The organism is Streptomyces umbrinus, from assembly GCF_030817415.1.
Classification (GTDB): domain Bacteria; phylum Actinomycetota; class Actinomycetes; order Streptomycetales; family Streptomycetaceae; genus Streptomyces; species Streptomyces umbrinus_A.
Map to the genome: position 1 here is coordinate 4,715,353 of NZ_JAUSZI010000002.1, position 26,560 is coordinate 4,741,912.

The 26,560-nt window shown below is 69.8% G+C and carries 23 protein-coding genes; 6 read left to right on the plus strand and 17 right to left on the minus strand.

Annotation, left to right across the window (positions count from 1 at the left end; translation table 11 throughout):
• Nucleotides 1-31 precede the first annotated feature (31 nt).
• Entirely contained in the window at nt 32-388 is a 357-nt protein-coding gene (locus tag QF035_RS20580) for an ATP-binding protein (protein ID WP_307521897.1), read from the minus strand.
• Nucleotides 389-513: 125 nt separating this feature from the next.
• Entirely contained in the window at nt 514-1,680 is a 1,167-nt protein-coding gene (locus QF035_RS20585) for an adenosine deaminase (RefSeq protein WP_307521899.1), read from the minus strand.
• 113 nt (nt 1,681-1,793) lie between these two features.
• Between QF035_RS20585 and QF035_RS20590 the strand changes: the two genes are divergently transcribed.
• Entirely contained in the window at nt 1,794-2,555 is a 762-nt protein-coding gene (locus QF035_RS20590) for an alpha/beta hydrolase (RefSeq protein WP_307521901.1), read from the plus strand.
• Between the two features lie 131 nt (nt 2,556-2,686).
• On the opposite strand, the gene QF035_RS20595 is transcribed toward QF035_RS20590, so the two are convergent.
• A complete protein-coding gene (locus tag QF035_RS20595) occupies nt 2,687-3,640 on the minus strand; it encodes a LysR family transcriptional regulator (RefSeq protein ID WP_307521903.1) in 954 nt (317 codons plus the stop codon).
• A 62-nt stretch (nt 3,641-3,702) separates the two neighbouring features.
• On the opposite strand from QF035_RS20595, the gene QF035_RS20600 reads away from it, so the two are divergent.
• Nucleotides 3,703-5,010 carry an MFS transporter gene (locus QF035_RS20600; RefSeq protein WP_307521904.1) on the plus strand — a complete coding sequence of 436 codons (1,308 nt, stop codon included), beginning with the start codon at nt 3,703-3,705 and terminating at the stop codon, nt 5,008-5,010.
• A 176-nt stretch (nt 5,011-5,186) separates the two neighbouring features.
• Nucleotides 5,187-6,194: a sigma-70 family RNA polymerase sigma factor gene (locus tag QF035_RS20605; RefSeq protein ID WP_307521906.1), complete on the plus strand. Its 1,008-nt coding sequence runs from the start codon at nt 5,187-5,189 to the stop codon at nt 6,192-6,194.
• Here the strand turns inward: QF035_RS20605 and QF035_RS20610 are convergent.
• Nucleotides 6,087-6,473 (minus strand): STAS domain-containing protein, encoded by a 387-nt coding sequence (locus QF035_RS20610; protein WP_307531262.1) that lies wholly within the window; start codon nt 6,471-6,473, stop codon nt 6,087-6,089. The two genes, QF035_RS20605 and QF035_RS20610, sit on opposite strands and share 108 nt — an antisense overlap.
• Before the next feature lie 190 nt (nt 6,474-6,663).
• On the opposite strand from QF035_RS20610, the gene QF035_RS20615 reads away from it, so the two are divergent.
• Nucleotides 6,664-7,584, plus strand: a complete 921-nt coding sequence (locus tag QF035_RS20615) for an AEC family transporter (RefSeq protein WP_307521907.1) — start codon at nt 6,664-6,666, stop codon at nt 7,582-7,584.
• 1 nt (nt 7,585) lies between these two features.
• Here the strand turns inward: QF035_RS20615 and QF035_RS20620 are convergent, their stop codons facing one another.
• The 13 genes from QF035_RS20620 to QF035_RS20680 all read right to left on the minus strand — a co-directional run bounded on the left by QF035_RS20620 (nt 7,586) and on the right by QF035_RS20680 (nt 23,875).
• Nucleotides 7,586-8,170 (minus strand): Uma2 family endonuclease, encoded by a 585-nt coding sequence (locus tag QF035_RS20620; protein WP_307521909.1) that lies wholly within the window; start codon nt 8,168-8,170, stop codon nt 7,586-7,588.
• Nucleotides 8,171-8,265: 95 nt separating this feature from the next.
• A complete protein-coding gene (locus tag QF035_RS20625; protein WP_307531264.1) occupies nt 8,266-9,549 on the minus strand; it encodes a thymidine phosphorylase in 1,284 nt (427 codons plus the stop codon).
• Between the two features lie 83 nt (nt 9,550-9,632).
• Nucleotides 9,633-10,049, minus strand: coding sequence for a cytidine deaminase (locus tag QF035_RS20630; RefSeq protein ID WP_269647911.1), 417 nt, complete (start codon nt 10,047-10,049; stop codon nt 9,633-9,635).
• Nucleotides 10,046-11,311: an ABC transporter permease gene (locus QF035_RS20635; RefSeq protein ID WP_307521911.1), complete on the minus strand. Its 1,266-nt coding sequence runs from the start codon at nt 11,309-11,311 to the stop codon at nt 10,046-10,048. The genes QF035_RS20630 and QF035_RS20635 overlap by 4 nt, the downstream gene beginning before the upstream one ends.
• Complete coding sequence (locus tag QF035_RS20640; protein ID WP_307521912.1) at nt 11,308-12,438, minus strand: ABC transporter permease; 1,131 nt, start codon at nt 12,436-12,438, stop codon at nt 11,308-11,310. Before QF035_RS20640 ends, QF035_RS20635 begins: the two co-directional genes overlap by 4 nt.
• The gene (locus QF035_RS20645; protein WP_307521913.1) at nt 12,438-14,051 is read right to left on the minus strand and encodes an ABC transporter ATP-binding protein; all 1,614 of its coding nucleotides are present in this window, start codon (nt 14,049-14,051) and stop codon (nt 12,438-12,440) included. Before QF035_RS20645 ends, QF035_RS20640 begins: the two co-directional genes overlap by 1 nt.
• 255 nt (nt 14,052-14,306) lie before the next feature.
• Nucleotides 14,307-15,356 (minus strand): BMP family lipoprotein, encoded by a 1,050-nt coding sequence (locus tag QF035_RS20650; RefSeq protein ID WP_307521914.1) that lies wholly within the window; start codon nt 15,354-15,356, stop codon nt 14,307-14,309.
• A gap of 484 nt (nt 15,357-15,840) precedes the next feature.
• Entirely contained in the window at nt 15,841-16,896 is a 1,056-nt protein-coding gene (locus QF035_RS20655) for a BMP family lipoprotein (RefSeq protein WP_307521915.1), read from the minus strand.
• 302 nt (nt 16,897-17,198) lie between these two features.
• Nucleotides 17,199-18,467, minus strand: coding sequence for an amidohydrolase (locus QF035_RS20660; RefSeq protein ID WP_307521916.1), 1,269 nt, complete (start codon nt 18,465-18,467; stop codon nt 17,199-17,201).
• Nucleotides 18,468-18,957: 490 nt separating this feature from the next.
• Entirely contained in the window at nt 18,958-20,103 is a 1,146-nt protein-coding gene (locus QF035_RS20665) for a hypothetical protein (protein ID WP_307521917.1), read from the minus strand.
• 51 nt (nt 20,104-20,154) lie between these two features.
• Nucleotides 20,155-21,093, minus strand: a complete 939-nt coding sequence (locus tag QF035_RS20670; RefSeq protein WP_055611272.1) for an N-acetylneuraminate synthase family protein — start codon at nt 21,091-21,093, stop codon at nt 20,155-20,157.
• Nucleotides 21,094-21,107: 14 nt separating this feature from the next.
• Nucleotides 21,108-22,421, minus strand: coding sequence for an N-acylneuraminate cytidylyltransferase (locus tag QF035_RS20675; protein WP_307521919.1), 1,314 nt, complete (start codon nt 22,419-22,421; stop codon nt 21,108-21,110).
• Nucleotides 22,422-22,483: 62 nt separating this feature from the next.
• Nucleotides 22,484-23,875: a DUF6716 putative glycosyltransferase gene (locus QF035_RS20680; protein ID WP_307521920.1), complete on the minus strand. Its 1,392-nt coding sequence runs from the start codon at nt 23,873-23,875 to the stop codon at nt 22,484-22,486.
• A 198-nt stretch (nt 23,876-24,073) separates the two neighbouring features.
• Between QF035_RS20680 and QF035_RS20685 the strand changes: the two genes are divergently transcribed.
• Together QF035_RS20685 and QF035_RS20690 are read left to right on the plus strand one after the other, a co-directional pair.
• The gene (locus QF035_RS20685) at nt 24,074-25,051 is read left to right on the plus strand and encodes a glycosyltransferase family 2 protein (protein WP_266755655.1); all 978 of its coding nucleotides are present in this window, start codon (nt 24,074-24,076) and stop codon (nt 25,049-25,051) included.
• Nucleotides 25,048-26,382: an alpha-2,8-polysialyltransferase family protein gene (locus tag QF035_RS20690; protein WP_307521923.1), complete on the plus strand. Its 1,335-nt coding sequence runs from the start codon at nt 25,048-25,050 to the stop codon at nt 26,380-26,382. Before QF035_RS20685 ends, QF035_RS20690 begins: the two co-directional genes overlap by 4 nt.
• The last annotated feature ends 178 nt before the right edge of the window (nt 26,383-26,560 follow it).

Below are 26,560 nucleotides of genomic sequence, written 5' to 3' on the forward strand. Positions count from 1 at the left end.
GCGGAAAGGGTGGTGCTCAGGTGCCGGGGACTCAGCCCAGCGGAATCCCGTTCACCGGCAGGCCGTGCGTGGGCAGGCCCTGGACCGGCAGGCCCCCGAGCAGACCGGCGCCCGGCGCGGCCGGACCCTCGGCGAGGAGGTTCGCGACGGCCGGCTGGGCGGCGGCGAGGCCACTGCCGAGCGCGCCCTCACCCTGAGCGAGCGCCTCGGGCGCACCGGCGGGCAGGGTCTTGGCGGCCTGGCCCAACGGCAGCGCGCTGGTGGCGGTGGAGAGCGCCGAGGTGGCGTCCGGGACCGCCGGGGCCGCGTTGGCAGCACCCGCGCCCGCGGCGGCGAAGGCGGCACCGAGAGCGGCGACACCGAGGGTCTTGGCAGCAGACTGCTTCATCTTCGTCCTTGCATGCTGTGACGGGGATTTGAGCGGTCCGAAACGGTAATCACGTGCGAGCTCGCCCCGCAAACATCGAAAAGCGGCCGAGTCGTCATCACCCGGCCGCTTCCCGTCCTTCTTCTTCAGCCCTCTTCGCTCACAGAACCGCTGGTGGAAGCGGTCTGCTGGAACAGCCATTCGGACTTCAGCTCGGCATAACCGGGCTTGATCACGTCATTGATCATGGCCAGTCGTTCATCGAAAGGAATGAATGCTGATTTCATCGCATTGACTGTGAACCACTGCATGTCGTCGAGCGAATAGCCGAACGCGTCGACAAGGTGCTCGAATTCACGGGTCATGCTGGTGCCGGACATCAGACGGTTGTCGGTGTTCACCGTCGCCCGGAAGTGCAGCCGCCGCAGCAGCCCGATGGGGTGCTCGGCGTACGAGTCGGCGGCGCCCGTCTGGAGGTTGGAACTGGGGCACAGCTCCAGCGGGATGCGCTTGTCGCGTACGTACGAGGCGAGGCGGCCCAGCTTCACGGAGCCGTCCTCGTGGACCTGGATGTCGTCGATGATGCGCACGCCGTGACCGAGCCGGTCGGCGCCGCACCACTGGAGGGCCTGCCAGATGGACGGGAGCCCGAAGGCCTCGCCCGCGTGGATCGTGAAGTGGTTGTTCTCCCGCTTCAGATACTCGAAGGCGTCCAGATGACGGGTGGGCGGGAAGCCCGCCTCGGCGCCCGCGATGTCGAAGCCGACCACTCCGTTATTGGGGCCGGGGCCGCGGTAGTGGTTGGCGAGTTCGGCGATCTCCAGGGAACGGGCCGCGTGCCGCATGGCGGTCAGCAGGGCGCCGACGCGGATCCGGTGGCCGTTCTCGCGGGCCAGCCGCTCGCCTTCCCGGAAGCCCTCGTTGACGGCCTCGACGACCTCTTCGAGGGTGAGCCCGGCTTCGAGGTGCTGCTCGGGCGCGTACCGCACCTCGGCGTAGACGACGCCGTCCTCGGCGAGGTCCTCGGCGCACTCGGCGGCCACGCGGACGAGCGCCTCGCGGGTCTGCATGACGGCACAGGTGTGCGCGAAGGTCTCCAAGTACCGCTCCAGGGAACCGGAGTCGGCCGCCTCGCGGAACCAGATGCCGAGCTTGTCGGGATCCGTCTCGGGGAGGTTTTTGTAGCCCGAATCGCGGGCCAGGTCGACGATCGTCCCGGGGCGCAGGCCCCCGTCGAGGTGATCGTGCAGCAGGACCTTCGGCGCCCGGCGGATCTGCTCCGAGCTCGGGGTGTTCTTGGTCTGGCTCGTCATCTCCGCACTCTACCGCCTACGCGCGTAGATCTCCTGTTGTACGAAACCGTCGATACGTAACGGTGACCGTGCGGACGGATGGCGTACACCATCGCTTCTGACACTGTTCTGTCATGGCACAGCAAGCGACGCCGGTTCGCACGGCCCGGCTCGGGCGGGCACTCGGAACGGAACCGACGGCGGTGAGCGGCGTGGTGCTGCTGCTGCCGGGCGGCGAGGAGACCTCGGCCCGCAGACCCTCACCGATGCTGGCGACCGCGTCCGTACGGGCGTTGGGGCGCCGGCTGACCCGTGCGGGACGCGACGACGGCCTGGTCGTGCACGTGGTGCACTACCGGTTCCGGGGCTGGAACGGCACGCAGGCGGATCAGGCACGGGACGCCTCGTGGGCCGCGGACGAGGTCGTACGGCGGTACGGGGACGTTCCCGTGTGTCTCGCGGGGATGGACATGGGCGGGCGGGCCGCTCTGCACTCGGGCGGGCACACCGCCGTCAACTCCGTGCTGGCGTTGTCCCCTTGGCTGCCCGAGGAGGATGTCGCCGCGCCGCCCGAACCGGTGAAGCAGCTCGTGGGGCGGCGGGTGTTGATCGTGCACGGCACGAACGACGAGCGGACCGATCCCGAGTTGTCGTTCCGGCTGGCGTCCCGGGCGAAGAAGGCGAACCGGGATGTGTGCCGGTTCGAGGTGCATTCCGACGGGCATGCGTTGCACGCGTTTCGGGATGAGGTGCACGCGTTGGCCGAGGACTTTGTGATGGGGGCGTTGTTCGGGCGGGCTTTTGCCCGGCCCGTGGAGGATGCGCTTGCGGCTCCGCCTCCTTTGGGGTTGCGGATGCCGCTTGCCTCCGGCTTTGGGCGGTCCCTTCGCCGTTAGTTCCGTGGGGCTGTGGTGGCGTGCGGGTTCGGTGGGGGCTCGTCGCGCCCACGCGGCGGAGCCGCATATCGATACAGCCCCGCGCCCCTAAAAGAAGGCGCTCCTTTGCGGGGCTGAGTTGATAGCGAACCTCAGTTGGGGAGCAGGTTGCCCCTCCTTGACAAGAGGAATCTCTTGAAAGCCGCCACCGGGGGCGTATCGGGGTGGCCGTCCAGCCAGGCCACGCCGATCTCTCGGGCCGCCCGTGGGGCCGTGACCGTCAGTTCCACAACTCCTGGGCGGGGTACGGCCGGTGGGGGGAGGAGGGCCACGCCCAGGCCCGCCGCCACCAGGCCCCGCAGGGTCTCCGCCTCCTCGCCCTCGAAGGCGACTCGGGGGCGGAAGCCCGCCTGTTGGCAGAGGTCGTCGGTGATGCGGCGGAGGCCGTAGCCGGGTTCCAGGGTGACGAAGGTTTCGTCGGCGGCCTCCGCCAGGCGGATGCGGCGGCGGGAGGCGAGGCGGTGGTCCGCGGGGACGACCAGGCGGAGTTTCTGTTCGTCGAGGCGGCGGGCGACCAGGTCGGGGGCGTCCGGGACGGGGGACGTGAGGCAGAGGTCCAGTTCGCCGGAGCGCAGGCGTTCGATCATGGCCTCGCCGTAGTTCTGGACGAGGCTGAAGCGGACGCGGGGGTGGTCGGCGCGGAAGGCGCGGATCAGGCCGGGGACCGTCTCGGAGCCCATGGTGTGCAGGAAGCCGAAGGCGACCTTTCCGGTGGCCGGGTCGGCGTCGGCGCGCACCTCGTCGGCGGCCCGCTCGATCTCGGCGAGGGCCCGTTCGACGGACGACAGGAAGGTGCGTCCGGCGGGGGTGAGGGAGACCGTGCGGCCGCGGCGGGCGAACAGGTCCACGCCCAGGTCGTGTTCGAGACGGACCATCGCTCGGGACAGGGTCGACTGCGGGACCTGCATCTCCTGCGCGGCCCGCGTGACGTGCTCGGTGCGGGCGACCCCGGCGAAGTACGCGAGGCGCGGGGCGAGGATCGCGACGATGTCTTCTGTGTCACTGGACGGTGACAGGTGAGGCTCTGACCTCTGCTGATGCATCACAGGAACGATTATGACGATTCCATGCATTGGACGGATGAGCGGGACGGTTTTAGGTTCGAAGCATGCCTTCCGCAAGTACCGGGGCGTCCACGATCGTGGACGCCTCCGCAGCCACCGCCGTTCGTACCGAAGCCGCTCCCCTCGAAGTCGTTCCCGTCGATTCCCGTATGACCCCCGGCGGGCCCGGCTATCGCCGGATGAGCCTCGCGCTCTTCCTCGCGGGTGTCGCGACCTTCGCGCTTCTCTACTCCACCCAGGCCCTTCTGCCGCTGATCTCCGGCGACTTCGGGGTCACGGCGAGCACGGCGAGCTGGACGGTGTCGGCGGCGACCGGAGCGCTGGCGCTGTTCGTCCTGCCGTTGAGCGCGCTCTCCGAGCGGTTCGGCCGGCGTACGTTGATGACGGCGTCCCTGGCGATCGCGGTGTCCGTCGGACTGCTGGTGCCCTTCGCCCCGTCGGTCGGCTGGCTGGTCGCGCTGCGGGCCGTGCAGGGTGCGGCGCTGGCCGGGCTGCCGGTCTCGGCGATGGCCTATCTGGCGGAGGAAGTACGGCCGAAGGCGCTGATCACCGCGATCGGTCTGTTCGTCGCGGGCAACAGCGTCGGCGGCATGAGCGGCCGGGTCATCACCGGCTGGGTCGCGCAGGAGTGGGGCTGGCGGGTCGCCGTCGGGACCATCGGGCTGATCGCGGTGGGCTGCACGGTGGCCTTCCGGCTGCTGCTCCCGGCGCCGAAGCACTTCAAGGCCGGTTCACTGCGGCCCGCGGTGCTGGTCCGCACGGTCCGCGGTCACCTCGCGAACCCGCTGCTGTGCAGGCTGTACGCGATCGGCGCGCTGTTCATGACGGTGTTCGGCGCCGTCTACACGGTGATCGGCTACCGCCTCGCGGACGCCCCGTTCTCGCTGCCGCAGGGCATCATCGGCTCGATCTTCCTCGTCTACCTGGTCGGCACGGTCTCGGCGTCGACCGCCGGGAAGCTGGTGGGACGGCTCGGCCGGCGCGGCGCGCTGTACCTGGCGGGCGGCACGACGACCGCGGGTCTGCTGGTCTCGCTGGCCGACTCCCTGCCGCTGATACTCCTCGGCCTGGTCCTGATCACCGCGGGCTTCTTCGCGGGGCACGCGGTCGCGTCCTCCTCGGTCAGTCACACCGCCAAGGAGGGCCGCGCGCAGGCCTCCGCCCTCTACCAGTCCGCCTACTACCTGGGCTCCAGCGCGGGCGGCACGCTCGGCGCGGTCGCCTTCCACGCCGGCGGCTGGGCCGGGACGGTGGCACTCGGTCTGCTGGCGGTCCTCGGGGTCGTGACGATCACGGTGGTCGGGTCGCACGCGGCCAGGACGCAGCGGCGGCTGGTGGCCGTGCAGCACTGAGGCACGGCGGGTCGACTTTCGAACGTACGGGTGCAGGTCGGGACATTAACTGTCCTGACCTGCACCTTTTGCATCTCGGGGGGCCATTGTCAGTGGGCTGCGGTAGCTTCCGAAGTGCCGGCATCGCAAAGAGGCGGTGAAGGGGACGACGAACATGCCACAGGGGTGGGTTGGCCATGAGCGACGGAACGACGACGGTGGAGGACCTCGACGTCCGGCTTGAGAAGCACCGGGTCGAGCTGACGGGCTACTGCTACCGCATGCTCGGCTCGTCCTTCGAGGCGGAGGACGCGGTCCAGGACACGCTCGTGCGCGCCTGGAGGAGCTACGACAAGTTCGAGGGCCGCTCCTCGATGCGCTCGTGGCTGTACCGGATCGCGACGAACGTGTGCCTGGACATGCTGTCGGCGGGGAACAAGCGGGCCCGCCCGATGGACCTGACTGACTCGACACCACTCACACAGGCGGCGCTGAATCCGCGCCCCGACCACACCTGGCTGGAGCCGATGCCGGACGCGCGCGTACTGCCCGTGGTCGAGGACCCCGCCGAGGCCGCCGTCGCCAAGGAGTCGGTGCGCCTCGCCTTCATGGCCACCCTGCAGCAACTGCCGCCCAAGCAGCGGGCCGTGCTCATCCTGCGCGAGGTGCTGGCCTGGAAGGCGAGCGAGGTCGCCGAGCTGCTCGGCACGACGGTCGCCTCGGTCAACAGCGCGCTCCAGCGGGCCCGTGCGACGCTCGCCGAGAGCGACGGCGCCGCGGCCCGGGCCGCCACGTCCGACCCGCTCGACGAGGAGCAGCAGAAGCTCCTGGAGCGCTATGTGGCGGCCTTCGAGGGGTACGACATGACGGCCCTCACGGCACTCCTGCACGAGGACGCCGTGATGACGATGCCGCCGTTCGACCTGTGGCTGTCCGGCCCCGAGGACATCACGGGCTTCATGACGACACTCGGCGCGCCCTGTGCGAACTCGCATCTGGTGCCGGTCGCGGTGAACGGCCTGCCGGGCTTCGCCCAGTACAAGCCGGACCCGGACACGGGCGGCTACACGGCATGGGCCGTGCAGGTCCTGGAGACGTCAGAGGGCCGGATCACCGGGTTCCACTGCTTCCTCGACACGAAGCGGTGGTTCCCGCTGTTCGGGCTGCCCCTCGACCTCGAAGGGGATGCCGACAAGACCGAGTAGCGCACGGAGGGCGGGGTCCGGGTCGCGCAGTCTGATCCGTCCCCCGGCGCGACGGGCGGCGAGCTGCATCCTGGCGAGCGCGTCGACGGTGGTCAGACCTGGTGGTCCGAGACCGGCGACGTCGCAGACCAGGACGTCGGCTCTGCTGCTTTCGAGCCGTGCGCGCACGTCCTCGCAGAGCCTCGGCACCTCGTCTCGGGTGACGGGGCCGGGCAGTACGAGTACAGCAGGTGTCATGGCGTCCACGTGCGGTAGACCGGGCGGCGGCGCGGAACTCATCGCTGCGTGCTCACCGAGCACGAAGTTCAGGTAGCGCAAGGTCACATTGACCTGGGCAGGGCCTACCCAAGAGGGTTCGGTGTATGCCCCACGAATTGGCGCCCCTCCGCCTGCCCGCGCTGCTCCCCGACCGAATACGCGACCGCCTCCGCGCAGCCCCCGGCCACCCCCGGGAGCTCGGGGAGGTGCCGTGCAGGGGGTGCTGAACGGCTTCGCGGTGATCGCCGTCGTCATCGGCGTCGGCTATCTGATCGGCCGCCGCGGCTATCTCGGGGACAACGGCCGGGAGGTGCTGACCAAGCTCGCGTTCCACGTGGCCACCCCCGCGCTCCTGTTCACCACACTCGCGCAGGCCGACCTGTCGGTGATCCTCTCCGACCGGCTGCTGGTGACGGCGATCAGTACGTTCGCGGTGGCCGGGGTGTTCGTCGCGGTCGGTGCCGTACGCCGCTGGGGCGTGGGCCGTACGACGATCGGCGCCCTGTGCTCCAGTTACGTCAACGCGGGCAATCTCGGCATCCCGATCGCGGTGTACGTTCTGGGCGACGCCTCACTCGTGGCCCCCGTGCTCCTCTTCCAGCAGATCGTGATGACCCCGGTGGCCCTGACGGTCCTCGACCTCTCCGGACCGGGCGAGAAGACCTCCCTGTGGCGGCGGGTGACCACTCCCGTCCGCAACCCCGTCGGCATCGGCTCCCTGTCCGGCGTCGCCGTCTCCGCGTCCGGCCTGACGGTCCCGGGCCCGGTCCTCGACCCGCTCACCCTGATCGGCAACATGTCGGTCCCGGCCGTCCTCCTGGCCTTCGGCATCTCCCTCTGCGGCAGCACGATGCCGGGCCGCGGCCCCGACCGGACCCCTGTCCTTCTCTCCGTAGCCCTGAAGTCGGTGGGCCAGCCCCTGGCCGCCTGGGCCCTTGCGGCAGGCGTCTTCGGCCTGCGCGGCGCCCCGCTGCTCGACGTGGTGGTCACCTCGGCCCTGCCGGCCGCCCAGAACCTCTTCACGTACGCGTCCCGCTACCGCGTGGGCGAGGTGCTGGCCCGCGAGTCGATCCTGTTGTCGACGATGGTGGCGGTGCCGGTGCTCGTGGTGGTGGCGGCCGTGCTCGGGTGATTCAGCGTTCGGGGAACTCGCTGGTGTCGATGGCGAGGTCGAAGGGGGCGGGCAACTTGATGGTCTCCCCGAACTTGGCGATGCTCAGGGGGCGGTAGACGTCGCCCTTCGGTTCTCCGTAGAGCGTCGCGGTGGGGCCTTCGGGCCCCCAGCGGTCGACAAGGAGGTACAGAGGGATGCCTGCGGTGGCGTAGGCGGCGGGCTTGCTGATGCGGTCGTGGCGGGCGTTGGACTTGGAGGTGACCTCGACGACGAGTTCGGCGAGAGCAGCCGGAATGTGGGTGTCCGATTCGGCGTCCTCCCGCACAGGGGCCACCACGATGTCCGGGATGAGCATGCCCAGGCGCGACGGCACTGCGATAGCCAGCGTCTGAAAGACTCCCCAGTCCTCAGGGATCACTGAGTAGAGGCGACGCTGGATTCGTTCTGCGATCACGTTGTGGCGGTACGCGGGAGCAGGTGACACGGTGATGATCCCCTCGATGATCTCCACCTTGCTGCCCTCAGGCCATTCCATCTCCTCCCAGAACCGGACGAGGTCGTCCCAGCTCTGCTCGGGGTCGTGGCCGACGGTGAGTGCGCTCATGGCGGTCTCCATTCGTTGCGTCACCGAGTCCAGCATGCCGAACGGGACCGGTGCAGGTCCACCGATCCCGTTCACCCGTACGAGAGAACTCCAGGTCAGGCGATACGTTCCAGCACCACCGGCGCAGCCGTGAAGTCCGTGCCAGGTGCCGCCACGTCGTACGAGCCCTCGATGGCCGCCAGTGCGTACTCGAAGCGTTCCGGGGTGTCCGTGTGGAGGGTCAGCAGCGGCTGGCCCTCCGTCACCGTGTCGCCCGGCTTGGCGTGCATCTCGACGCCCGCCGCCGCCTGGACGGGGTCCTCCTTGCGGGCGCGGCCAGCGCCGAGGCGCCAGGCGGCGATGCCGATGTCGTACGCGTCGAGGCGGGTCAGTACGCCCGAGGCCTCCGCCTTGATCACGTGCTGTTCCCTCGACGTCGGGAGCGGGGCGTCCGGGTCGCCGCCCTGCGCGGCGATCATGCGGCGCCAGGCGTCCATCGCCGAGCCGTCGGCCAGGGCCTTCGCGGGGTCGGCGTCCTTCACGCCCGCCGCGTCGAGCATCTCGCGGGCCAGGGCGAGGGTCAGTTCGACGACGTCCGCGGGGCCGCCGCCGGCAAGGACCTCCACCGACTCGCGGACCTCCAGGGCGTTGCCCGCCGTCAGGCCCAGCGGGGTCGACATGTCCGTGAGGAGCGCGACCGTCCTCACTCCGTGGTCCGTGCCCAGCCCGACCATCGTGGAGGCCAGTTCGCGCGCGTCCTCGATCGTCTTCATGAAGGCGCCCGTGCCCACCTTCACGTCCAGGACGAGCGAGCCCGTTCCCTCCGCGATCTTCTTCGACATGATGGAGGAGGCGATCAGGGGGATCGCCTCGACCGTTCCCGTGACGTCCCGGAGCGCGTACAGCTTCTTGTCCGCCGGGGCCAGGCCGTCGCCCGCCGCGCAGATCACCGCACCGACCTCGTCGAGTACGGAGAGCATCTCCTCGTTCGAGAGCAGGGCGCGCCAGCCGGGGATCGACTCCAGCTTGTCGAGGGTGCCGCCGGTGTGGCCGAGGCCCCGGCCCGAGAGCTGCGGGACGGCCGCGCCGCAGGCCGCGACGAGCGGGGCCAGCGGGAGGGTGATCTTGTCGCCGACGCCGCCCGTGGAGTGCTTGTCGGCGGTCGGGCGGGACAGGGACGAGAAGTCCATGCGCTCGCCGGAGGCGATCATCGCGGCCGTCCAGCGGGCGATCTCGCCGCGGTTCATGCCGTTGAGCAGGATCGCCATGTTCAGGGCGGCCATCTGGTAGTCGGCGACCTCGCCGCGTGTGTACGCGTCGATGACCCAGTCGATCTGCTCGTCGCTCAGCTCGCCGCGGTCGCGCTTGGTGCGGATGACGGAGATGGCATCCATCGACAACAAAGCCATGGCCTTTCCTTCCGAAGTGCAGCGGCCCCTCCCGGTGCCCTGGAGGCACGCGACGCGGAGGGGCCGACCGTGAACTACTTGCGCAGATGCCCCGGCCCGAAGGCCTGCGGCAGCATCTCCGAGAGCGGCAGGATCCCGGCCGGTGTCTCCAGGATCAGATCGGGGCCGCCGAACTCGTACAGCAGCTGGCGGCAGCGGCCGCACGGGACCAGGATCTCGCCGCGGCCGTCCACGCAGGTGAAGTGCGTGAGCCGGCCGCCCCCGGTGTTGTGGAGCTGCGAGACCAGACCGCACTCGGCGCACAGGCCGAGCCCGTACGAGGCGTTCTCGACGTTGCACCCGGAGATCACCCGGCCGTCGTCGACCAGGGCCGCCACGCCGACCGGGAAACCCGAGTACGGGGCGTAGGCGCGGGACATGGCCTCGCGGGCCACCTCCCGCAGGGCCTCCCAGTCGACCTCGGCGGCGGATCCGGTTCCGGCGGACGTCACTTCCCTTGCCCCCGCCGGTACGGCATGCCGTCCGCCTTCGGCATCCGCAGCCGCTGCGCGGACAGGGAGAGGACGAGGAGCGTGATGACGTACGGCGTGGCGGAGACGACCTGGTTCGGCACCTCGTCGGTGAGCGAGTACCAGGTGAACATCAGGATGCCGACGGCCAGCGTGATCACGCCGGGCACGTACCTCTTCTTGACCAGCAGCCAGACCGCGCCGATGGCCAGCAGTATGGCGCCGAGCAGCAGCAGCGCGTGGACGTTCTCGGCGCCGCCGCGCAGGTTGAGGCTGTCGGTGTAGCCGAACAGGCCCGCGCCGAGGGCGAGTCCGCCCGGCATCCAGTTGCCGAAGATCATCGCCGCGAGTCCGATGTAGCCGCGGCCGCTGGTCTGGCCCTCCAGGTAGAAGGGGTTGGCGACGATGGAGAGGAAGACACCGCCGAGGCCGGCCAGGCCGCCGGAAATGATCACGGCCAGGTACTTGTACTTGTAGACGTTGACGCCGAGCGACTCGGCCGCGACCGGGTTCTCGCCGCAGGACCGCAGCCGCAGGCCGAAGGCGGTGCGCCACAGGATCCACCAGGTGGCCGGGATCAGCGCGACGGCGATCAGGGTCAGCCAGGAGACGTTGGTGACCAGGCCGCCGAGCAGACCCGCGACGTCCGAGATGAAGAACCAGCCCTTGTCGTTGAGGTCGACGAGCGCGTCGGACAGTCCCGGCACCGTGAAGTTGCCGATCGACTCGACGGGCGGGGACTGCTTGGCCGAGCCGCCCTGCACGCCCTCGAAGGCGAGCGGGGCGAGGTAGCGGGTGGCACCGAGGGCCAGGATGTTGATGGCCACACCGGAGACGATGTGGTTGACGTTGAAGGTGACCGTGACGATCGCGTGCAGCAGACCGCCGACGCAGCCGCCGACGATGCCGATGAGGACGCCGTTCCACGGGCCCCACTGGTAACCGGCCCAGGCGCCGAACCAGGTGCCGAGGATCATCATGCCTTCGAGGCCGATGTTGACGACGCCCGCGCGCTCGGCCCACAGACCGCCGAGACCGGCCAGGCCGATCGGGACGGCCAGTTCGAGCGCGGTCGACATCTGGCTGACGTTGGTGATGCCGTCGGCGCCGGTGATGATGCGCACGATCGAGGTCAGCGCGAGGCCGCCCGCGATGACCAGCAGGAGGACGGGGAGCGTGAGCCGGCGGCCCTTGGGCGCCGTGGGCTGCAGCGAGGGCTGGTTGAGGTCGGTCACGGTGGTCATCGTCCGGCCACCTCCTTCTGGATCGAGTTGTCGGAGGTGGCGCCGAGCACGTGGCCCGCCGCGAGTTCGGCGCCGACGCGGCGCTGCTGGCGGCGCAGACCCCACTCGCGCACGGCCTCGTACGAGACGACGACCGCGATCACGATCAGGCCCTGCATGATGACCGCGATCTCCTTGTCGTACCCGTGGAAGTCGAGCTCGGGCGAGGCCTTGTCCAGCCAGGCCCACAGGAGGGCCGCGAAGGCGATGCCCGTCGGGTTGTTGCGGCCGAGCAGGGCGATGCCGATACCGAGGAAGCCGATGCCGGTCGGGAAGTTCAGGCTGTACGTGTGCGAGTCGCCGAGCAGGATCGGCAGGCCCGCGAGACCGGCCAGGCCGCCGGAGATCAGCATGGCCGTGAGCACCATGCGCTTGGGGTTCACACCGCTGGCCGCGGCGGCGGTCTCCGAGGCGCCGGAGGCGCGCAGGTCGAAGCCGAAGCGGGTGCGGTTGAGGACGACCCAGTAGCCGATGCCGAGCAGGGCCGCGAGGACGACGAGGCCGTAGATCTCGCCGGCGTCGCCCATGTCGAAGCCGGGGATCCAGCCGGACTCGTGCATCTCGCCGGTGGTGTTGTTGTTGCCGACCTTGACGCCGAAGACGTTGGGCAGCCAGAAGTAGGCGATGAGGGAGGTCGCGATCGCGTTGAGCATGATCGTCGCGACGACCTCGCTGACCCCTCGGGTGACCTTGAGGACACCGGCGATGCCGGACCAGAACGCGCCGGTGAGGACCGCGGTCAGCAGGAGCAGCGGTACCTGGAGGACGGCCGGCAGGCTGGCGTGGGCGCCGACCACCGCGGCCATCATGGCGGCGAGCTGGTACTGGCCGTCCACACCGATGTTGAACAGGTTCATCCGGAAGCCGATGGCCACCGCGAGCGCCGCGATGTAGTACAGCGAGGCCTGGTTGATGATCAGGACCTGGATGTCGGAGAACGTGGCCTGCTCGAACATGATCGAGTACGGCTCGAACGGGTTCTTCCCCGAGGCGATCAGCACGACCGAGGTCAGCGCCACGGCCACGACGAGCGCGATGACCGGTCCGGCCACCGCGAGGAGCAGTCGCTCCTTGTCGAACTTCTTCATCAGCGGGCCTCGTCTTCCGGGGCGTCTGCCGGGCCGTCCGCCGGCGTCTCGGCAGGCTCTTCGAGCTCTGCCTGCTCTTCTTCCAGCTGTTCCACGAGCTCTTCGTTCTCCAGGTGTCCGGAGGCGGCGCCGGTCATGGCCGAGCCGAGCTCCTCCGGGGTGATGGTCGCCGGATCGGCGTCCGCGACCAGCTTGCCGTTGTAGATCACCCGGAGGGTGTCGGACAGGCCGATCAACTCGTCCAGGTCGGCGGAGATCAGCAGGACGGCCAGGCCCTCGCGGCGGGCCTCGCGGATGTGGTCCCAGATCGCGGCCTGCGCGCCGACGTCCACACCCCGGGTGGGGTGGGCGGCGATCAGGAAGCGCGGCTTGTGGGTCATCTCGCGGCCGACGATCAGCTTCTGCTGGTTGCCGCCGGACAGCGAGGCGGCGGTGACGTCGATGCCGGGCGTACGGACGTCGTACGCCTCGACGATGCGGCGGGTGTCGTCCTGGGCGCCCTTGATGTCGAGCCAGACGCCCTTCGCGTTGGGCTTCTCGGTGACGTGGCCGAGGATGCGGTTCTCCCAGAGCGGGGCCTCCAGGAGCAGGCCGTGGCGGTGGCGGTCCTCGGGGATGTAGCCGATGCCCTGTTCGCGGCGCCTGCGGGTGGCCCAGGAGGTGATCTCCTCGGCGGCCAGCGTGATGGTGCCGGAGTCGGCCGCCTTGAGGCCGATGAGGGCCTCGATCAGCTCGGTCTGGCCGTTGCCCTCGACACCGGCGAGGCCGAGGATCTCGCCCTCGTGGATGGTGAAGCTGATGTCGTCGAGGAGTGCCTTGCCGCCCGGGGCGACCAGGCGCAGGTCCTCGACGGTGAGCACCGGCCGGTCGGTGACCGTGGACTCGGCGGTCTCCGGGGTGGGCAGTTCGCTGCCGACCATCAGCTCGGCGAGCTGGCGCGAGGTGGTCTCGGACGGGACGGCCGTGCCGACCGTCGTGCCCCGGCGGATCACCGTGATGTCGTCGGCGACCGCCAGGACCTCGCCCAGCTTGTGCGAGATGAAGATGACCGACAGGCCCTCGGACCTGAGCTCGCGCAGGTTGGCGAAGAGCGCGTCGACCTCCTGCGGCACGAGGACCGCGGTGGGCTCGTCGAGGATGAGGATCCGGGCGCCGCGGTAGAGGACCTTGAGGATCTCCACGCGCTGGCGGTCGGCGACACCGAGCTCCTCGACGAGGGCGTCGGGGCGCACGCCGAGGCCGTAGCGCTCGGAGAGCTCCACGATCCGGCGACGGGCCCTGGCGCCGATGCCGTACGACTTCTCGCTGCCCAGGACGACGTTCTCCAGGACGGTGAGGTTGTCGGCGAGCATGAAGTGCTGGTGCACCATGCCGATGCCGCGGGCGATGGCGTCGGCGGGCGACGAGAAGGTGACCTGGTCCCCGTCGACGGCGATGGTCCCCTCGTCCGGCTTCTGCATGCCGTAGAGGATCTTCATCAGCGTCGACTTGCCGGCGCCGTTCTCGCCGACGAGCGCGTGGACCGTGCCCTTGCGGACGCTGAGGTGGATGTCGTGGTTGGCCACGACGCCGGGAAACCGCTTGGTGATCCCGGCGAGTTCGACTGCGGTCACCGATCCGTTGACCGCGCCGGCCGGAGGACTGCTGGACGCGTTGATGGCGCACTCTCCTGAAGGGAAAGGGGGTCGTCTACGCGCGTAGCGCCCCTACGGCAACATGAGGGGCCGACGCGCCGCGAGAACGGGGTACGGGGAGCCAGGCTCCCCGTACCCCGTTGAGCGGACGTAACCCCGCGGTTACGAGCGACTCCGGGGAAGATCGATGCGCGAACTTCCCCGGATCACTGAGCTGCTCCTGAGGTACTGCTGTCAGCTGGACTTGACCTTGATCTCGCCGCCGATGATCTTCTCCTTGGCCGCCTGAACAGCTTCCTGGATCGCGGTGTCGCTCTTGAACTTCGGGTTGGAGTCCGCGAGGCCGACCTCACCGGACTTCAAGTCGCCCCTGACGATACCGGTCTCGGGCTTGCCGTCCTCGACCGACTTCGCGAGGTTGTACACCGCCTTGGCGACGTCCTTCGTAGCGGAGGTGAGGATGGCGTCCTTGTACTTGCTCAGAGCTTCCTGCTCGTACTGGTCGGAGTCGACACCGATCGCCCACACCTTGTTGGCGGAGGCGGCCTCGATGACGCCCTGACCCGACAGGCCGGCCGCCGCGTAGACGACGTCGGCCTTCTTCTCGATCTGGCCCTCGGCGGCCGTCTTGCCCTTGTCGGGGCTGGAGAAGCCACCCTCCTCGGCGGTCTGCGTCAGGTACTGCGAGAGGACCTTCACGCCGGGCTTGGTGTCCTTGACGCCCTGCGCGAAGCCCGCACCGAACTTGTGGATCAGCGGGATGTCCACACCGCCGACGAAGCCGACAGTGTTGGTCTTGGTGGCCTTGGCGGCCGCGACACCGGCGAGGTAGGAGGCCTCCTGCTCGGAGAAGACCAGGTCCGCGACGTTGTCCGCCTCGATGGTGGAGTCGTCGACGATGCCGAAGGTGGTGTCGGGGTACTTCTCGGCGGCCGCCTTGACGGCCGGCGCGTAGGCGTAGCCGATGCCGATGACCGGGTTGTGACCCTGCTTGGCCAGCGAGACGAGGCGCTGTTCCTTGTCGGCGTCCGTCTCACCGTCGGTGGGCTCGATGTCGGCGGTCTCGTAGCCGAACTCGCCCTTCGCCTTCTTCAGTCCCTCGTACGCGGCGTCGTTGAAGGACTGGTCGCCCCTGCCGCCGACGTCGTACGCGATGGCGAGGCCCTTGTCGCCCTTCGACTCCGACGCACCGGAGGAGGTCGAGGTACCGCCACAGGCGGAGAGGACGAGGGCGAAAGAGGCGGCCGCTGCGCCTGCGAGGGCGATGCGGGGAACCCGGCGCATGTGTTGTGCTCCTGTCGTACAAGGGGGTGCTGTGAAAGTCCCGTGCGGTGCCCGCGGTGTCCGGTGCGTGCCCTCGGCGTGCCGGACGACGTCCCTCGTAGCGGAGCTACTTGGGGCTTCGACCGGTGCGGCGAGGGCGCGTGCCGGGCGCCGTGGGTGCTGTGCGGGACCTTCACAGCACCCCCTAGCGCCGGGCGGAACACCTTCGGCGCTGGCTTCGCCGCAGATTAACGCGCGTAGACCCGCGAGAGAACCCCCTCTGTCCACCTTGTTATGCGGCTGTGCCCGAGGCTTCCCGCCGACCGGGTGCGGGCTTGCCGACCGCAAAGGTCCGTGCACGGCGGATGACCTGCGAGGGGAACGCCGGAGCGGGCGGACATCGTGGATGTCCGCCCGCTCCGTATCACTTCAACCGCTTTGTTCGACTTGTGGCGGTTCGCCCGTTCGGGCGGTGACGGGCCCGAAGGCCCGCCCTCGGCCACTGCTACTCGGTCTTCACCTTGATGGTGCCGTCGATGATGCTCGCCTTGGCCTTGGCCACCGCGTCGGTGAGACCGGCGATCTCGCCCATCTTCGGGTTGCTGTCGGCGAGGCCGACGCCGTTCACCTTCAGGTCGAAGGTCTGCACCCCGGTCAGCGGCTTGCCGTCCTCGACCGACTTGGCGAGGGAGTACACCGCACCGCCGACGTCCTTGAGCGCCGACGTCAGGATGTAGTCCTTGTACGCGGCCAGCGCCTCCTGCTTGTACTGGTCGGAGTCGACACCGATCGCCCAGACCTTCTTCTTGGCCGCGGCCTCGATGACACCCTGGCCGGACAGGCCGGCGGCCTGGTAGATGACGTCCGCGTTCTTCTCCAGCTGGCCCTCGGCGGCGGCCTTGCCCTTGTCGGGGCTGGAGAAGCCGCCCTCTTCGGCGGTCTGCGTCAGGTACTGGGAGAGGACCTTCACGCCGGGCTTGGTGTCCTTGACGCCCTGCGTGTAGCCGGCCTCGAACTTGTGGATCAGCGGGATGTCCACACCGCCGACGAAGCCGACGGTGTTGGTCTTGGTCGCCTTGGCGGCCGCGACACCGGCGAGGTACGAGGCCTCCTGCTCGGCGAAGACGAGCGACGCGACGTTGTCGCCCTCGACCACGGAGTCCACGATGCCGAAGCTGGTCTTCGGGTACTTCTTGGCGGCGGCCTCCAGTGCGGGGCCGTACGCGAAGCCGACGCCGACGACCGGGTTGTAGCCCTGCTTGGCCAGCGAGACGAGGCGCTGTTCCTTGTCGGCGTCCGTCTCACCGTCGGTGGGCTCGATGTCGGCGGTCTGGTAGCCGAACTCCTTCTTCGCCTTCTCCAGACCGGCGTACGCGGCGTCGTTGAAGGACTGGTCGCCCTTGCCGCCGACGTCGTACGCGATGGCAAGGCCCTTGCCGCCCTTGCTCTCGCTGCTGTCGCTACTGCTGCTGTCGCTGCTGGTGCCGCCACAGGCGGTCGCCGCCAGTGCCAGCGACGCGACCCCCACCGCGACGCGGGTCAGGCTGGATATCCGACGCATCTGAAGTTCCCCATTCTCCAAGCCCCGCAGTGGGTGCTGAGTTCGGCGCACATTAACGCGCGTAGACCCTTGAGGGAACGGGATAGCGCTTGGCCGTTATCCATTCGTGCCGATGGCCGGTTACGTCCTTGTGAACCCCGGGATCGAAAGGTGCACATCGGGACGCAACACCCACCACGGCAGTCACGCTCCGCAACCGGCACGGTGGAGTCCGCGTGACGACACGAGTGGTTCTTGACAGTGCACCACGCTACTGCGCGGGGGTGGACGGCGCGACCGGAAGGACCGGCCGCGCCCGCCGCTCAGGCCCCGGCGTCGAGGAGGGCGGCCGCGGTGAAGAGCTCCACCCCAGCGGTGATCGCCGACTCGTCCGCATCGAAGTCGCCCTGGTGCAGATCCCTCACGGTCCGCTCCCCCGGGGTGCGCACTCCGAGCCTGGCCATAGCCCCGGGCACGTGCTCCAGGTACCAGGAGAAGTCCTCGCCGCCGAGGCTCTGCTCGGTGTCCTCCACGGAGTGGAGTCCGCGCCGCGCGGCCATGGCGTCCCGCAGCAGGTCGGTGGTGTCCGGGTCGTTGACGACCGGCGGCACCCCTCGGATGTAGTTGATCTCCGACTTGGCCCGGTACAGGTTCGCGATCTCGTCGATGGCCGCGTGCACCAGATCGGGCGCGGCCCGCCAGGAGGCGAGATCCAGACACCGTACGGTCCCGGAGAGCTCGGCGTGCTGCGGGATGACGTTGCAGGCGTGGCCCGACTCGATCCGGCCCCAGGTCACGGCAAGGCCGGACCGCGCGTCGACCCGCCGGGCGACCAGGGCGGGCACGTCCGTGACGACGCGGGCGGCGGCGGTCACGAGGTCGGTGGTGAGGTGGGGGCGTGCGGTGTGCCCGCCGGCCCCGTCCAGCGACACCTCCAGGCGGTCGCAGGCGGAGGTGATGGGGCCGTGCCGCAGGCCGATCCGGCCCGCGTCGACCTTCGGGTCGCAGTGCACCCCGACGATCCGGCCGACGCCGTCCAGCGCGCCGCACTCGATGACGTCCGGAGCGCCGCCGGGCAGTACTTCCTCGGCGGGCTGGAAGATCAGGCGCACGGCCCGGGTGAGCAGGCCCTGCTCGTGCAGCTGGGCGAGGACGAGACCGGCCCCGAGGACCACGGTCGTGTGGATGTCGTGGCCGCAGGCGTGGGCCCGGTCGGGCACGGTCGAGCGGTACGCGCACTCGGTCTTCGTGTCCGGGATGGGCAGGGCGTCGATGTCGGCACGCAGGGCGAGCATCGGACGCGCGGGGTCCGGGTCGCCGATGTCACAGATGAGACCGGTTCCGATGGCGAGCACGCGGGGGTGAAGACCGGCCCGCTCCAGGCGCGCCTTGATGGCGGCGGTGGTGCGGAACTCCTGGTTGCCCAGCTCCGGGTGCATGTGCAGGTCGCGGCGGAAGGCTACGAGTTCTGTGCGGAGTGCCTCGGGCAGCGTGCCGGGGAGGGCGCCCGGGAGGGCGTCTGCGAGCGCACCCGGAAGCGTGCCGGGAAGCGTGGCTTCCCCGGGCTGGTCGGCCTCGGAATCTCGGGACATCAGTTGGTTCACCCTCTGAAGGGTAGGGCGACGCGACGGCCAACTGACCCACGATCAACAAAACTTCAACCCGTTCGGGACGAAAACCTGGCCGCGTGGCGCATAGATATTGACTGGGATGGGTACACTCGCCCGGCTTTTCAGCCATGTGAGTCTTCGGTGGCCGAATGGATCGTGGTCCAGGTCTCCTGATGGGAGAACCTCCGGGCGGCGATGCCCATTCCCGGGTCTCCGGGGAGGGGCTCTCTACGCATACCACGCATACGTGGCCCTGGCCGGTTCTGTTCACCTGGCGGACGGGCCCGGACGGCGGGGCCGGCGCTGGGTGGTGTGCCGGGTGCGGGTGGGTGGGGGTTGCTCGCGCAGTTCCCCGCGCCCCTAAAAGACAAAAGCCAGGGGCGCAGCCCCGCTTTCAGGGGCGCGGGGAACTGCGCGACCAGCCACCGCCGGCCCGCACCCTGCGTACGACCAGTTACCCCGAGGTACCGGATCAGGTGGCCGTCGAGACGGCCGACAACCGGTGGACGTCTCGGGCCGTGCCCGTGACGCCCGAGAGGAAACCCTGGGCCCGGGGGGAGGCACTCTCCGTGAGCCAGGCGGGATCGATGTCGCACACGGCGACCCTGACCTCCGTACCGACGAGCGCGAGCGGCAACGTGTGCACCACGGTCGACGGGAAGCTCAGGATCGTACGGCCGATGGGGCCGCGGCGGGCGATGAGTTCCAGGGGGAGGTCCGGGCGGACGATCTCCAGGCCGGTCTCGACCGCGAGCCGGTGCAGCTTGTCCGGGCTCTCCCGGCGGTGCGCGAAATAGCGCGTGGCGCCGTAGGTCCTGGCGAGGCCCTGTACGGCCTCCAGGTAGCGGTCGGGGTCCACTACCCCTGTCTCCACCAGGGACGTTCCGACCAGGTCGGCGCCCTTCGTGAGCCGGGGCGGGCCGAACCGGGACCGGGTCCAGGAGAAGTCGTTGGCCGTGATGGTGACACCCTCGGGCGTCTCGGTGATCGGCATGGAGGAGAAGACCTCCACCCGCCGCCCGTTCCCCGGCGTGAGCCGCCGACGGGCCCGGGCCGAGACAGGTGCGAACACCAGGTCCCGGGCCCCGGGACGACCACCGCGCCGGTGCCAGCGCACCAGCCGTTCGCCCTTGGCGAGCTGGGAGACGAACTCCATCGTCGCGGTCCCGTCGTCGACGACGACGAGATCACGGGCCCGGGTGATGCTGAGCAGCAGTTGTACGTAGCGGGAGAAGGGGTCGCCCATCACGATCCGCTCGGCCCGCCGCAGGAGAGGGGCCAGACCGCCGACCGTGTGGAAGGGGGCCGTCGCGCCACCTCTCGCCTCCTCCCAGCGCACCTCGTAACCCTCGTCCCGCGCCAGCTCGGCCATGCGCCGGAGCTGTCCGCGGGTCATCGGGTCGGTGGGCGAGAGCACGACAAGGGTGAGTCCCGCGCCGGGCCGGGGCCGCCCGCCCTCCAGCTCCGGACCCGGGGGACCGGAGGGCTCCGCGGCCGTCCTGAGGGCGTGGACGTGCGCCCACTCCAGGACGTTGAGGAGCTGCACCGGGCTCTCCACGAAAGCCAGTGTGGCGGGTGCGGGTGACTGGGGGCCGGTGGACCCGGCGCGGGGACTCATCGACGTACGACCGTCGCTTTCCCTTGATCCTGATCGGGATTCGGAGGTGACTCAGACCGCGACCGGCTCGCCCGCCGCCGCCGCGATCTCGGCCTCGGCGACGACGCCCGGGACGCGGCGCAGCTTCTTCATCGGGCCGAGCTCGGACTCGTAGACCTTCTTGACGCCGTCGCCGAGGGAGGCCTCGATGGTGCGGATGTCGCGGACGAGGCGGGTCAGGCCCTGCGGCTCGACGGAGGCGGCCTGGTCGGAGCCCCACATCGCGCGGTCGAGGGTGATGTGACGCTCGACGAAGGTGGCGCCCAGCGCGACCGCGGCGAGGGTGGTCTGCAGGCCCGTCTCGTGGCCGGAGTAGCCGATCGGGACGTTCGGGAACTCCGCCTGGAGGGTGTTGATGACGCGGAGGTTGAGCTCCTCGGCCTGCGCCGGGTAGGTCGACGTGGCGTGGCACATCAGGATGTTGTCGCTGCCGAGGACCTCGACCGCGTGGCGGATCTGCTTCGGCGTCGACATGCCGGTGGAGAGGATGACCGTGCGGTTGGTGGAGCGCAGGGCGCGCAGCAGCTCGTCGTCCGTGAGGGAGGCGGAGGCGACCTTGTGGGCCGGGACGTCGAACTTCTCCAGGAAGGCGACGGCCTCGGTGTCCCACGGGGAGGCGAACCAGGCGATGTTCTTCGACTTGGAGTACTCGTCGATCTGGCGGTACTCGTCCTCGCCGAACTCCACGCGGTGGCGGTAGTCGATGTAGGTCATGCGGCCCCAGGGGGTGTCGCGCTCGATGTCCCACTGGTCGCGCGGGGTGCAGATCTCCGGGGTGCGCTTCTGGAACTTCACGGCGTCGCAGCCGGCCTCGGCGGCGGCGTCGATCAGCTTGAAGGCGTTCTCGAGGGAGCCGTTGTGGTTGATGCCGATCTCGCCGACGACGTAGACGGGGTGACCCGGGCCGGCGGTCTTCGAACCGAACTGGCGCAGACGGGAGTTGGTGCTCATGGTGGAGAAGTTCCTTAACTGTCGAGGGAGTCGAGAGAGGGGCCGAGGATCCAGCTGGCGATCTCTCGGATCGCGCCGTCGCCGCCGGGAACGGTGGTGACCGCGCGTGCGGCGCCGCGTACGACGTCGTGGGCGCTCGCGACCGCCACGGGCCAGCCCACGAGGGCGAAGCACGGGAGGTCGTTGACGTCGTTGCCGACGTAGAGCACGCGCTCTGGCGCGATGCCCTGCTCCTCGCACCACTGCTTCAGTGCGAGGTCTTTCCGGTCGATGCCGTGGAGCACCGGGATCTGCAGCTTCCGGGCTCGGGCGGCGACGACCGGGTTCTTCTCCGAGGACAGGATCAGCATCGTGAGGCCGCTCTTGCGGAGGGCCGCGATGCCGAGTCCGTCTCCACGGTGCACGGAGACGAACTCCCGTCCGTCGGAGTCGATCAGCACCCTGTCGTCGGTCTGGGTGCCGTCGAAGTCGAGGACGACCGCGTCGATGTCTTCGGCGGTCGGGAGGGTGCCGGGCCGGTTGGCGTCGAAGAGGGGCGCCAAAGCCCGGGCGCGGGCGAGGTCGTGCGGGTCGTCGATCTCCAGGACCCTGGCGGGGTCGGTGCGGACGAGTTCCGTACGGCCGAAGAAGCGGTGCTTGTGCTCGCGCAGCCCCGCCGCGTTCATGGCGTAGGCGGCGCCGGTCTCCAGGAGGTCCTGGGGGCGGTCCTGGCGGCGCGGGCGGAAGGACTTGTCGTGGTTGACGCCGTAACCGCCGTCCGTGGCCGTGGTGTTGGCGACGGTGGTGCCGCCGCCTACGGACCGGGTGCGCTCGGTGTCGACGGCGGTCGGGTCGTCGTCCGCGTCCCGCCAGATGAAGCCGTGGAAGGGCGCCACGGTCAGCGCGGTGTCCGCGCCGTTCTCGACGACCGCGCCTGCGACCCCGTCGATGTCCTCGCGGATGATGAAGGGGCTGGTGCACTGCACGAGGAGTACGGCGTCGACGGCGGAGCCGTGCAGCGCCTCGTGGGCGTCCATGGCGTGCAGGACGGCGGCCTCGGAGGTGGCGGTGTCGCCGGCGATGGCGGCGGGGCGGAGCACGACCTCGGCGCCTGCCTCGCGGGCGGCGGCGGCGATCGCCTGGTCGTCGGTGGAGACCACGACGTCCGTCACGAGCCGGGACGCGACGCACTCGCGCACCGCACGGGCCACCAGCGGTACGCCTCCGACGGGGAGGAGGTTCTTGGCGGGGACGCCCTTGGAGCCGCCCCGCGCGGGGATCACCGCGAGCACCCGGCGCACCGGCTTCGCCCGGCCCGCTGTCGCCTGGCCCGCTTGCGAGTTGGTCATTGGCTGTACTCCTTGAGGAGGGTTCTGGACGCCCGCGGCTCGCGGATCCGTCGGGAGGGCGGTCACAGCTCGCCCATGCGCCGGATGACGGGCGCCACCCGCTGCACCCCGTGCCGGTAGGCACCCCGCGCGGCCCGGCGCACGATCTGCCGGACCGGGCCCGGTTCCCTGTCGGCGTCGGGGGCGCCGGGCAGCGGGCTGCCGTCCGGGCCGAGGTGGTGGCGGGCGAGGATGCCGGGCAGATAGCCGGGCGCGGTGGCGGGGGTGTAGTAGGGGGCGAGGGCGGTCAGTCCGCCCTGGCCGAGCAGCTTCGCGATGCGCTCACGGGCCGCGTCGAAGGCCGTCTCGTACGAGCCTCCCCCAGACTCCGTCCGGGAGGTGCCCCCAGCGGCGACACCCTGGCGGGCGACCCACTGCTCGTCGGGCGACGGCTCGTGCCCGGCGTCGAGTTCGTCCCAGGAGGCGAGGCACCCGGAGCCCACGAAGTGGTGGTTGCCGAGCGACTCGCGCACACCGAGGTCGGTGAGGACGACGGTGGGGATCCGGCGGTGCAGGGACTCCAGGGCCGCCGTGGAGCTGATGGTGACCAGCAGGTCCGTACGGTCGAGGACCTCGCCCATGTGCCCGTACACGAGGCGGAAGTTGGCGGGCAGGCCGCCCGGGATCCGCTCCGCGAGGCGCTGGTAGGGCTGCTCCTCGATGTGCGTGGTGTGCTCGCCCGGCTTGGAGCGCAGCTTCAGCAGGACCTCGCGGTCCGGGTGCAGCCGGGCGTGCTTCACCAGCCGGTTCAGCAGGTACGTACGGTCCTTGCGGCTCTCCGGGACGGAGGGCTGCGCGGCGAAGACGACCGTGTACGGGTCGTGCTTCTCGTAGGCGGCGCCGCCGAGGAAGGGCAGCGCGACCTCGGTCACCGAGGAGGCGTCGGCGCCCACTCCCTCGTACACGGCGGTGAAACGGTCCGCGTCCTGGCGGGAGTTGGCGAGGACGAGGTCCGCGCCGTGCCGCAGCAGCAGACCGTCGGCGAGCTTCTCGTAGACGACCCCGACATAGCCGGTGACGACGACGGGCCGCTTCACGCGCCCCGGTCCGAAGCGCTCCCGCCACTGGTACGAGAGTCCGTGCAGCATCGCCTGGACGGCCCCGCCGACGAGCGAGAGCACGACGAGGTCGTACGCGGGCGCCCCTTCTTCAGTGCCCTCGGCTCCCTCGGAGGCGCGGGCCATCTCCCGCAGGAACTCCACGGCGGTGACCTCCCGGAGGGAGTCGGCGCGCACGCCGACCTCTTCGAGCTGTCGGGCGGTGGGGGTCGCACGGCCACGCAGGAGGTAGCCGTCGAGCCTGATGTCCGAATCGGCCGGTGCGATGCGGTTCGCGGTGAGCGAGCCCCATTTCCACCGGGTGTCGGAATCGGCGAGGACGGCGACTCGCAGGGACTTCGAGGTACTTGCTGGCACGTACAAGACGCTAGGAAGCGATTCCGATGTGCGGCCCAACCAGAATGCAACAAAGGGTTAACAGCACATCGCCGAATGGCGAATCGGCCTCGGATCGGCAGCGGAAAAGACCTGATTCACCAATCCGCCACGCGTCGTTCACCTTGCATCTCACCGGCGGTCAAGACGAATGCCGGGCCGCCGCCTAACGTCACACGGGTGGTCAAGCTCTCCGTCATCGTGCCGTTCTACAACGTGCAGCAATACGCACCCGACACCCTGAGGAGTCTGCGTGCGAACGCACGCGAGGACTTCGAATTCATTCTCGTCGACGACTGTTCGCGCGACGAGACCCCGGACATTCTCGCGCGCGCGGAGCGCGAGCTCCCGGGCGCGGTGCATGTCAGACACGAGCAGAACGGAGGGCTGGCCACCGCGCGCAACACAGGTATCGACGCGGCAAGCGGCGAATATCTCACGTTCCTCGACGGGGACGACTGGCTGGCCCCCGGCTACTACGAGCAACTCCTCGCCGCCATCGAGGACTTGGGGTGCGACTTCGTCCGTACCGACCATGTCCAGTGCACCGCGCGGGCCCGCGCCATCCACCGGGTGCCGCACGGCAGGCGCGGTGTCGTGCTGAACCCGCGCGAGGCGATCCTGCCCGCCGACCGGTCCACCTCCGTCGACTACGCGTACGCGTGGGCGGGCATCTACCACCGCCGGCTGGTCGACCGGGGCCTGCTGCACTTCACCGACGGGCTGCGCACGGCCGAGGACCGGCCGTGGATCTGGAAGCTCCACCGGGAGGCCGAGTCGTTCGCCACGGTGGGGCTGCTCGGCGTGTTCTACCGGCGTGGTGTCGCGTCCTCGCTGACCCAGATCGGCGATGTGCGCCAACTCGATTTCATTCGCGCGTTCGACCAGGTCGTCGTGGAAACCGCGCAGGACCCGGACGCGGACAAACTGCTTCCCAAGGCCGTGCGCACATATTGCGCGATTATTTCCCATCATCTGGGATCCATCGAAAGGTTCGAGCCACAGGTGGCACGGAAACTGAAGTCGATGAGCGCCGCGGCATTGCGCCGTATGCCGCAGAACGTCCTCGACGAGGCCCTCGACTCCATGGACATCCAGCGCGCCACCCGGCTGCGCAGGCTGCGCCGCCGCCCGGCCGCCGCGGGGGTCGCCGCGTGACCACGCAGATCTTCCTGGCGTCGACGCTGTACGGCACGGCCACGCTCGCCGCCGCCCTCGACTCCGACTGTTTCGCGCCGGCGGACCGCCGCATCCTGCTGGTCTGCAACAACACGGCGACGCCCGAGACGACGCCCGGTGTGGACGAGATGCCCGGGTTCGAGCGGCTGCGCGAGCGGTTCGACGACGTGGTGTCGTGGAACGAGACCATCTCGCCCTTCCACCCGGGCGGCTGGGCTCCCCGGCTCGACGACGTCCCGATCTGGGAGCGGCACCTGCGTCTCGCGTGGGAGCTGGGCGACGACCCCGTGGAACTCGCCGTCGAGTCGATCCAGGTCAATCCGGCGCTCGGCGTCACGCAGATCTTCACCGGCGCGCCCGTCACCGTGTACGCCGACGGTCTGATGAGCTACGGCCCCACCCGCAACAAGATCGACCCGCTGGTCGGCACCCGCGTGGACCGGCTGCTCCACCTCGACCTGGTTCCGGGGCTCCAGCCTCTCCTGCTCACCGAGTTCGGTGTGAAGTCGGAGATCGTGCCGACGGACGCCTTCGTGAAGGTGCTCGCCGAACTGGTCGACACGGGCGACTCGTTGCCGGTGGTCGACGAACCGGCCCTGCTGCTGGGCCAGTACCTCTCCGCGCTCGGCATCCTCACGCCCGAGCAGGAGGAGGACCTCCATGTGCGGATGCTGAAGGGCGCCGTCGAACTCGGCCACACCCGCGTGGTGTTCAAACCGCACCCCTCCGCGCCGGCCCGCTGGACCCGCGGTCTGGAGAAGGAGGCCGAGAAGCTGGGCGCCGACCTGACGGTGCTCGACACCCCGGTCCTCGCCGAGGTCCTCTACCAGCGGATGCGTCCCGCCCTGGTCGTCGGCTGCTTCTCCACGGCACTGCTCACGGCCTACGCGCTGTACGGCCTGCCGGTCGCCCGCGTCGGCACCGCCACGCTGCTCGACCGGCTGACGCCGTACGAGAACAGCAACCGCGTGCCGGTGACGGTCGTCGACGCGCTGCTGCCGGACCTGACCGACCGCACGGCGGTCACCGGGCAGCGCCGCGGCACGGACGAGCAGGGCCTGACCGACCTTGTGCGGGCCGTCGGGTACGCGATGCAGCCGAAGATCTACCCGGACCTGCGCCCGGCCGCCGAGGCCTATCTGACGAAGCATCTGAACACGCACACCTGGCGGTACTTCAAGCGCAAGCGCCTCACCTCGCTGGCGCTGCCCGGCGCGGTCCCGGCGCAGTTGGCGTTCCTTCCGCGCAACGCGACCGTGCGCCGGGTGGCCCGCCGCGCCCGCTCCCTGAAGAAAGCAGTGGGCCGCTGAGTTCCTCCGGGAAACAAGAACAAACAGACGGTGAATTCATGGGGTCCGGTCGGGGAATGATCAGTTCTTCAACCGGGCGCCACCTGTGAGTCGGACTAGTGTGCTGTGAATTAACTGAGGCCCTCGGAGGCCCCGGGTCACGGAATCCACGGCCCGCAGTGCGCACGACTTCACAGAA

Bases quoted from the DNA above. Each gene is read 5' to 3' on its own strand.
- QF035_RS20580 (WP_307521897.1), bottom strand. From the start codon at position 388: ATGAAGCAGTCTGCTGCCAAGACCCTCGGTGTCGCCGCTCTCGGTGCC.
- QF035_RS20585 (WP_307521899.1), bottom strand. From the start codon at position 1,680: ATGACGAGCCAGACCAAGAACACCCCGAGCTCGGAGCAGATCCGCCGG.
- QF035_RS20590 (WP_307521901.1), top strand. From the start codon at position 1,794: ATGGCACAGCAAGCGACGCCGGTTCGCACGGCCCGGCTCGGGCGGGCA.
- QF035_RS20600 (WP_307521904.1), top strand. From the start codon at position 3,703: ATGCCTTCCGCAAGTACCGGGGCGTCCACGATCGTGGACGCCTCCGCA.
- QF035_RS20605 (WP_307521906.1), top strand. From the start codon at position 5,187: ATGAGCGACGGAACGACGACGGTGGAGGACCTCGACGTCCGGCTTGAG.
- QF035_RS20610 (WP_307531262.1), bottom strand. From the start codon at position 6,473: ATGAGTTCCGCGCCGCCGCCCGGTCTACCGCACGTGGACGCCATGACA.
- QF035_RS20620 (WP_307521909.1), bottom strand. From the start codon at position 8,170: ATGAGCGCACTCACCGTCGGCCACGACCCCGAGCAGAGCTGGGACGAC.
- QF035_RS20635 (WP_307521911.1), bottom strand. From the start codon at position 11,311: ATGACCACCGTGACCGACCTCAACCAGCCCTCGCTGCAGCCCACGGCG.
- QF035_RS20640 (WP_307521912.1), bottom strand. From the start codon at position 12,438: ATGAAGAAGTTCGACAAGGAGCGACTGCTCCTCGCGGTGGCCGGACCG.
- QF035_RS20650 (WP_307521914.1), bottom strand. From the start codon at position 15,356: ATGCGCCGGGTTCCCCGCATCGCCCTCGCAGGCGCAGCGGCCGCCTCT.
- QF035_RS20655 (WP_307521915.1), bottom strand. From the start codon at position 16,896: ATGCGTCGGATATCCAGCCTGACCCGCGTCGCGGTGGGGGTCGCGTCG.
- QF035_RS20660 (WP_307521916.1), bottom strand. From the start codon at position 18,467: ATGTCCCGAGATTCCGAGGCCGACCAGCCCGGGGAAGCCACGCTTCCC.
- QF035_RS20665 (WP_307521917.1), bottom strand. From the start codon at position 20,103: ATGAGTCCCCGCGCCGGGTCCACCGGCCCCCAGTCACCCGCACCCGCC.
- QF035_RS20670 (WP_055611272.1), bottom strand. From the start codon at position 21,093: ATGAGCACCAACTCCCGTCTGCGCCAGTTCGGTTCGAAGACCGCCGGC.
- QF035_RS20675 (WP_307521919.1), bottom strand. From the start codon at position 22,421: ATGACCAACTCGCAAGCGGGCCAGGCGACAGCGGGCCGGGCGAAGCCG.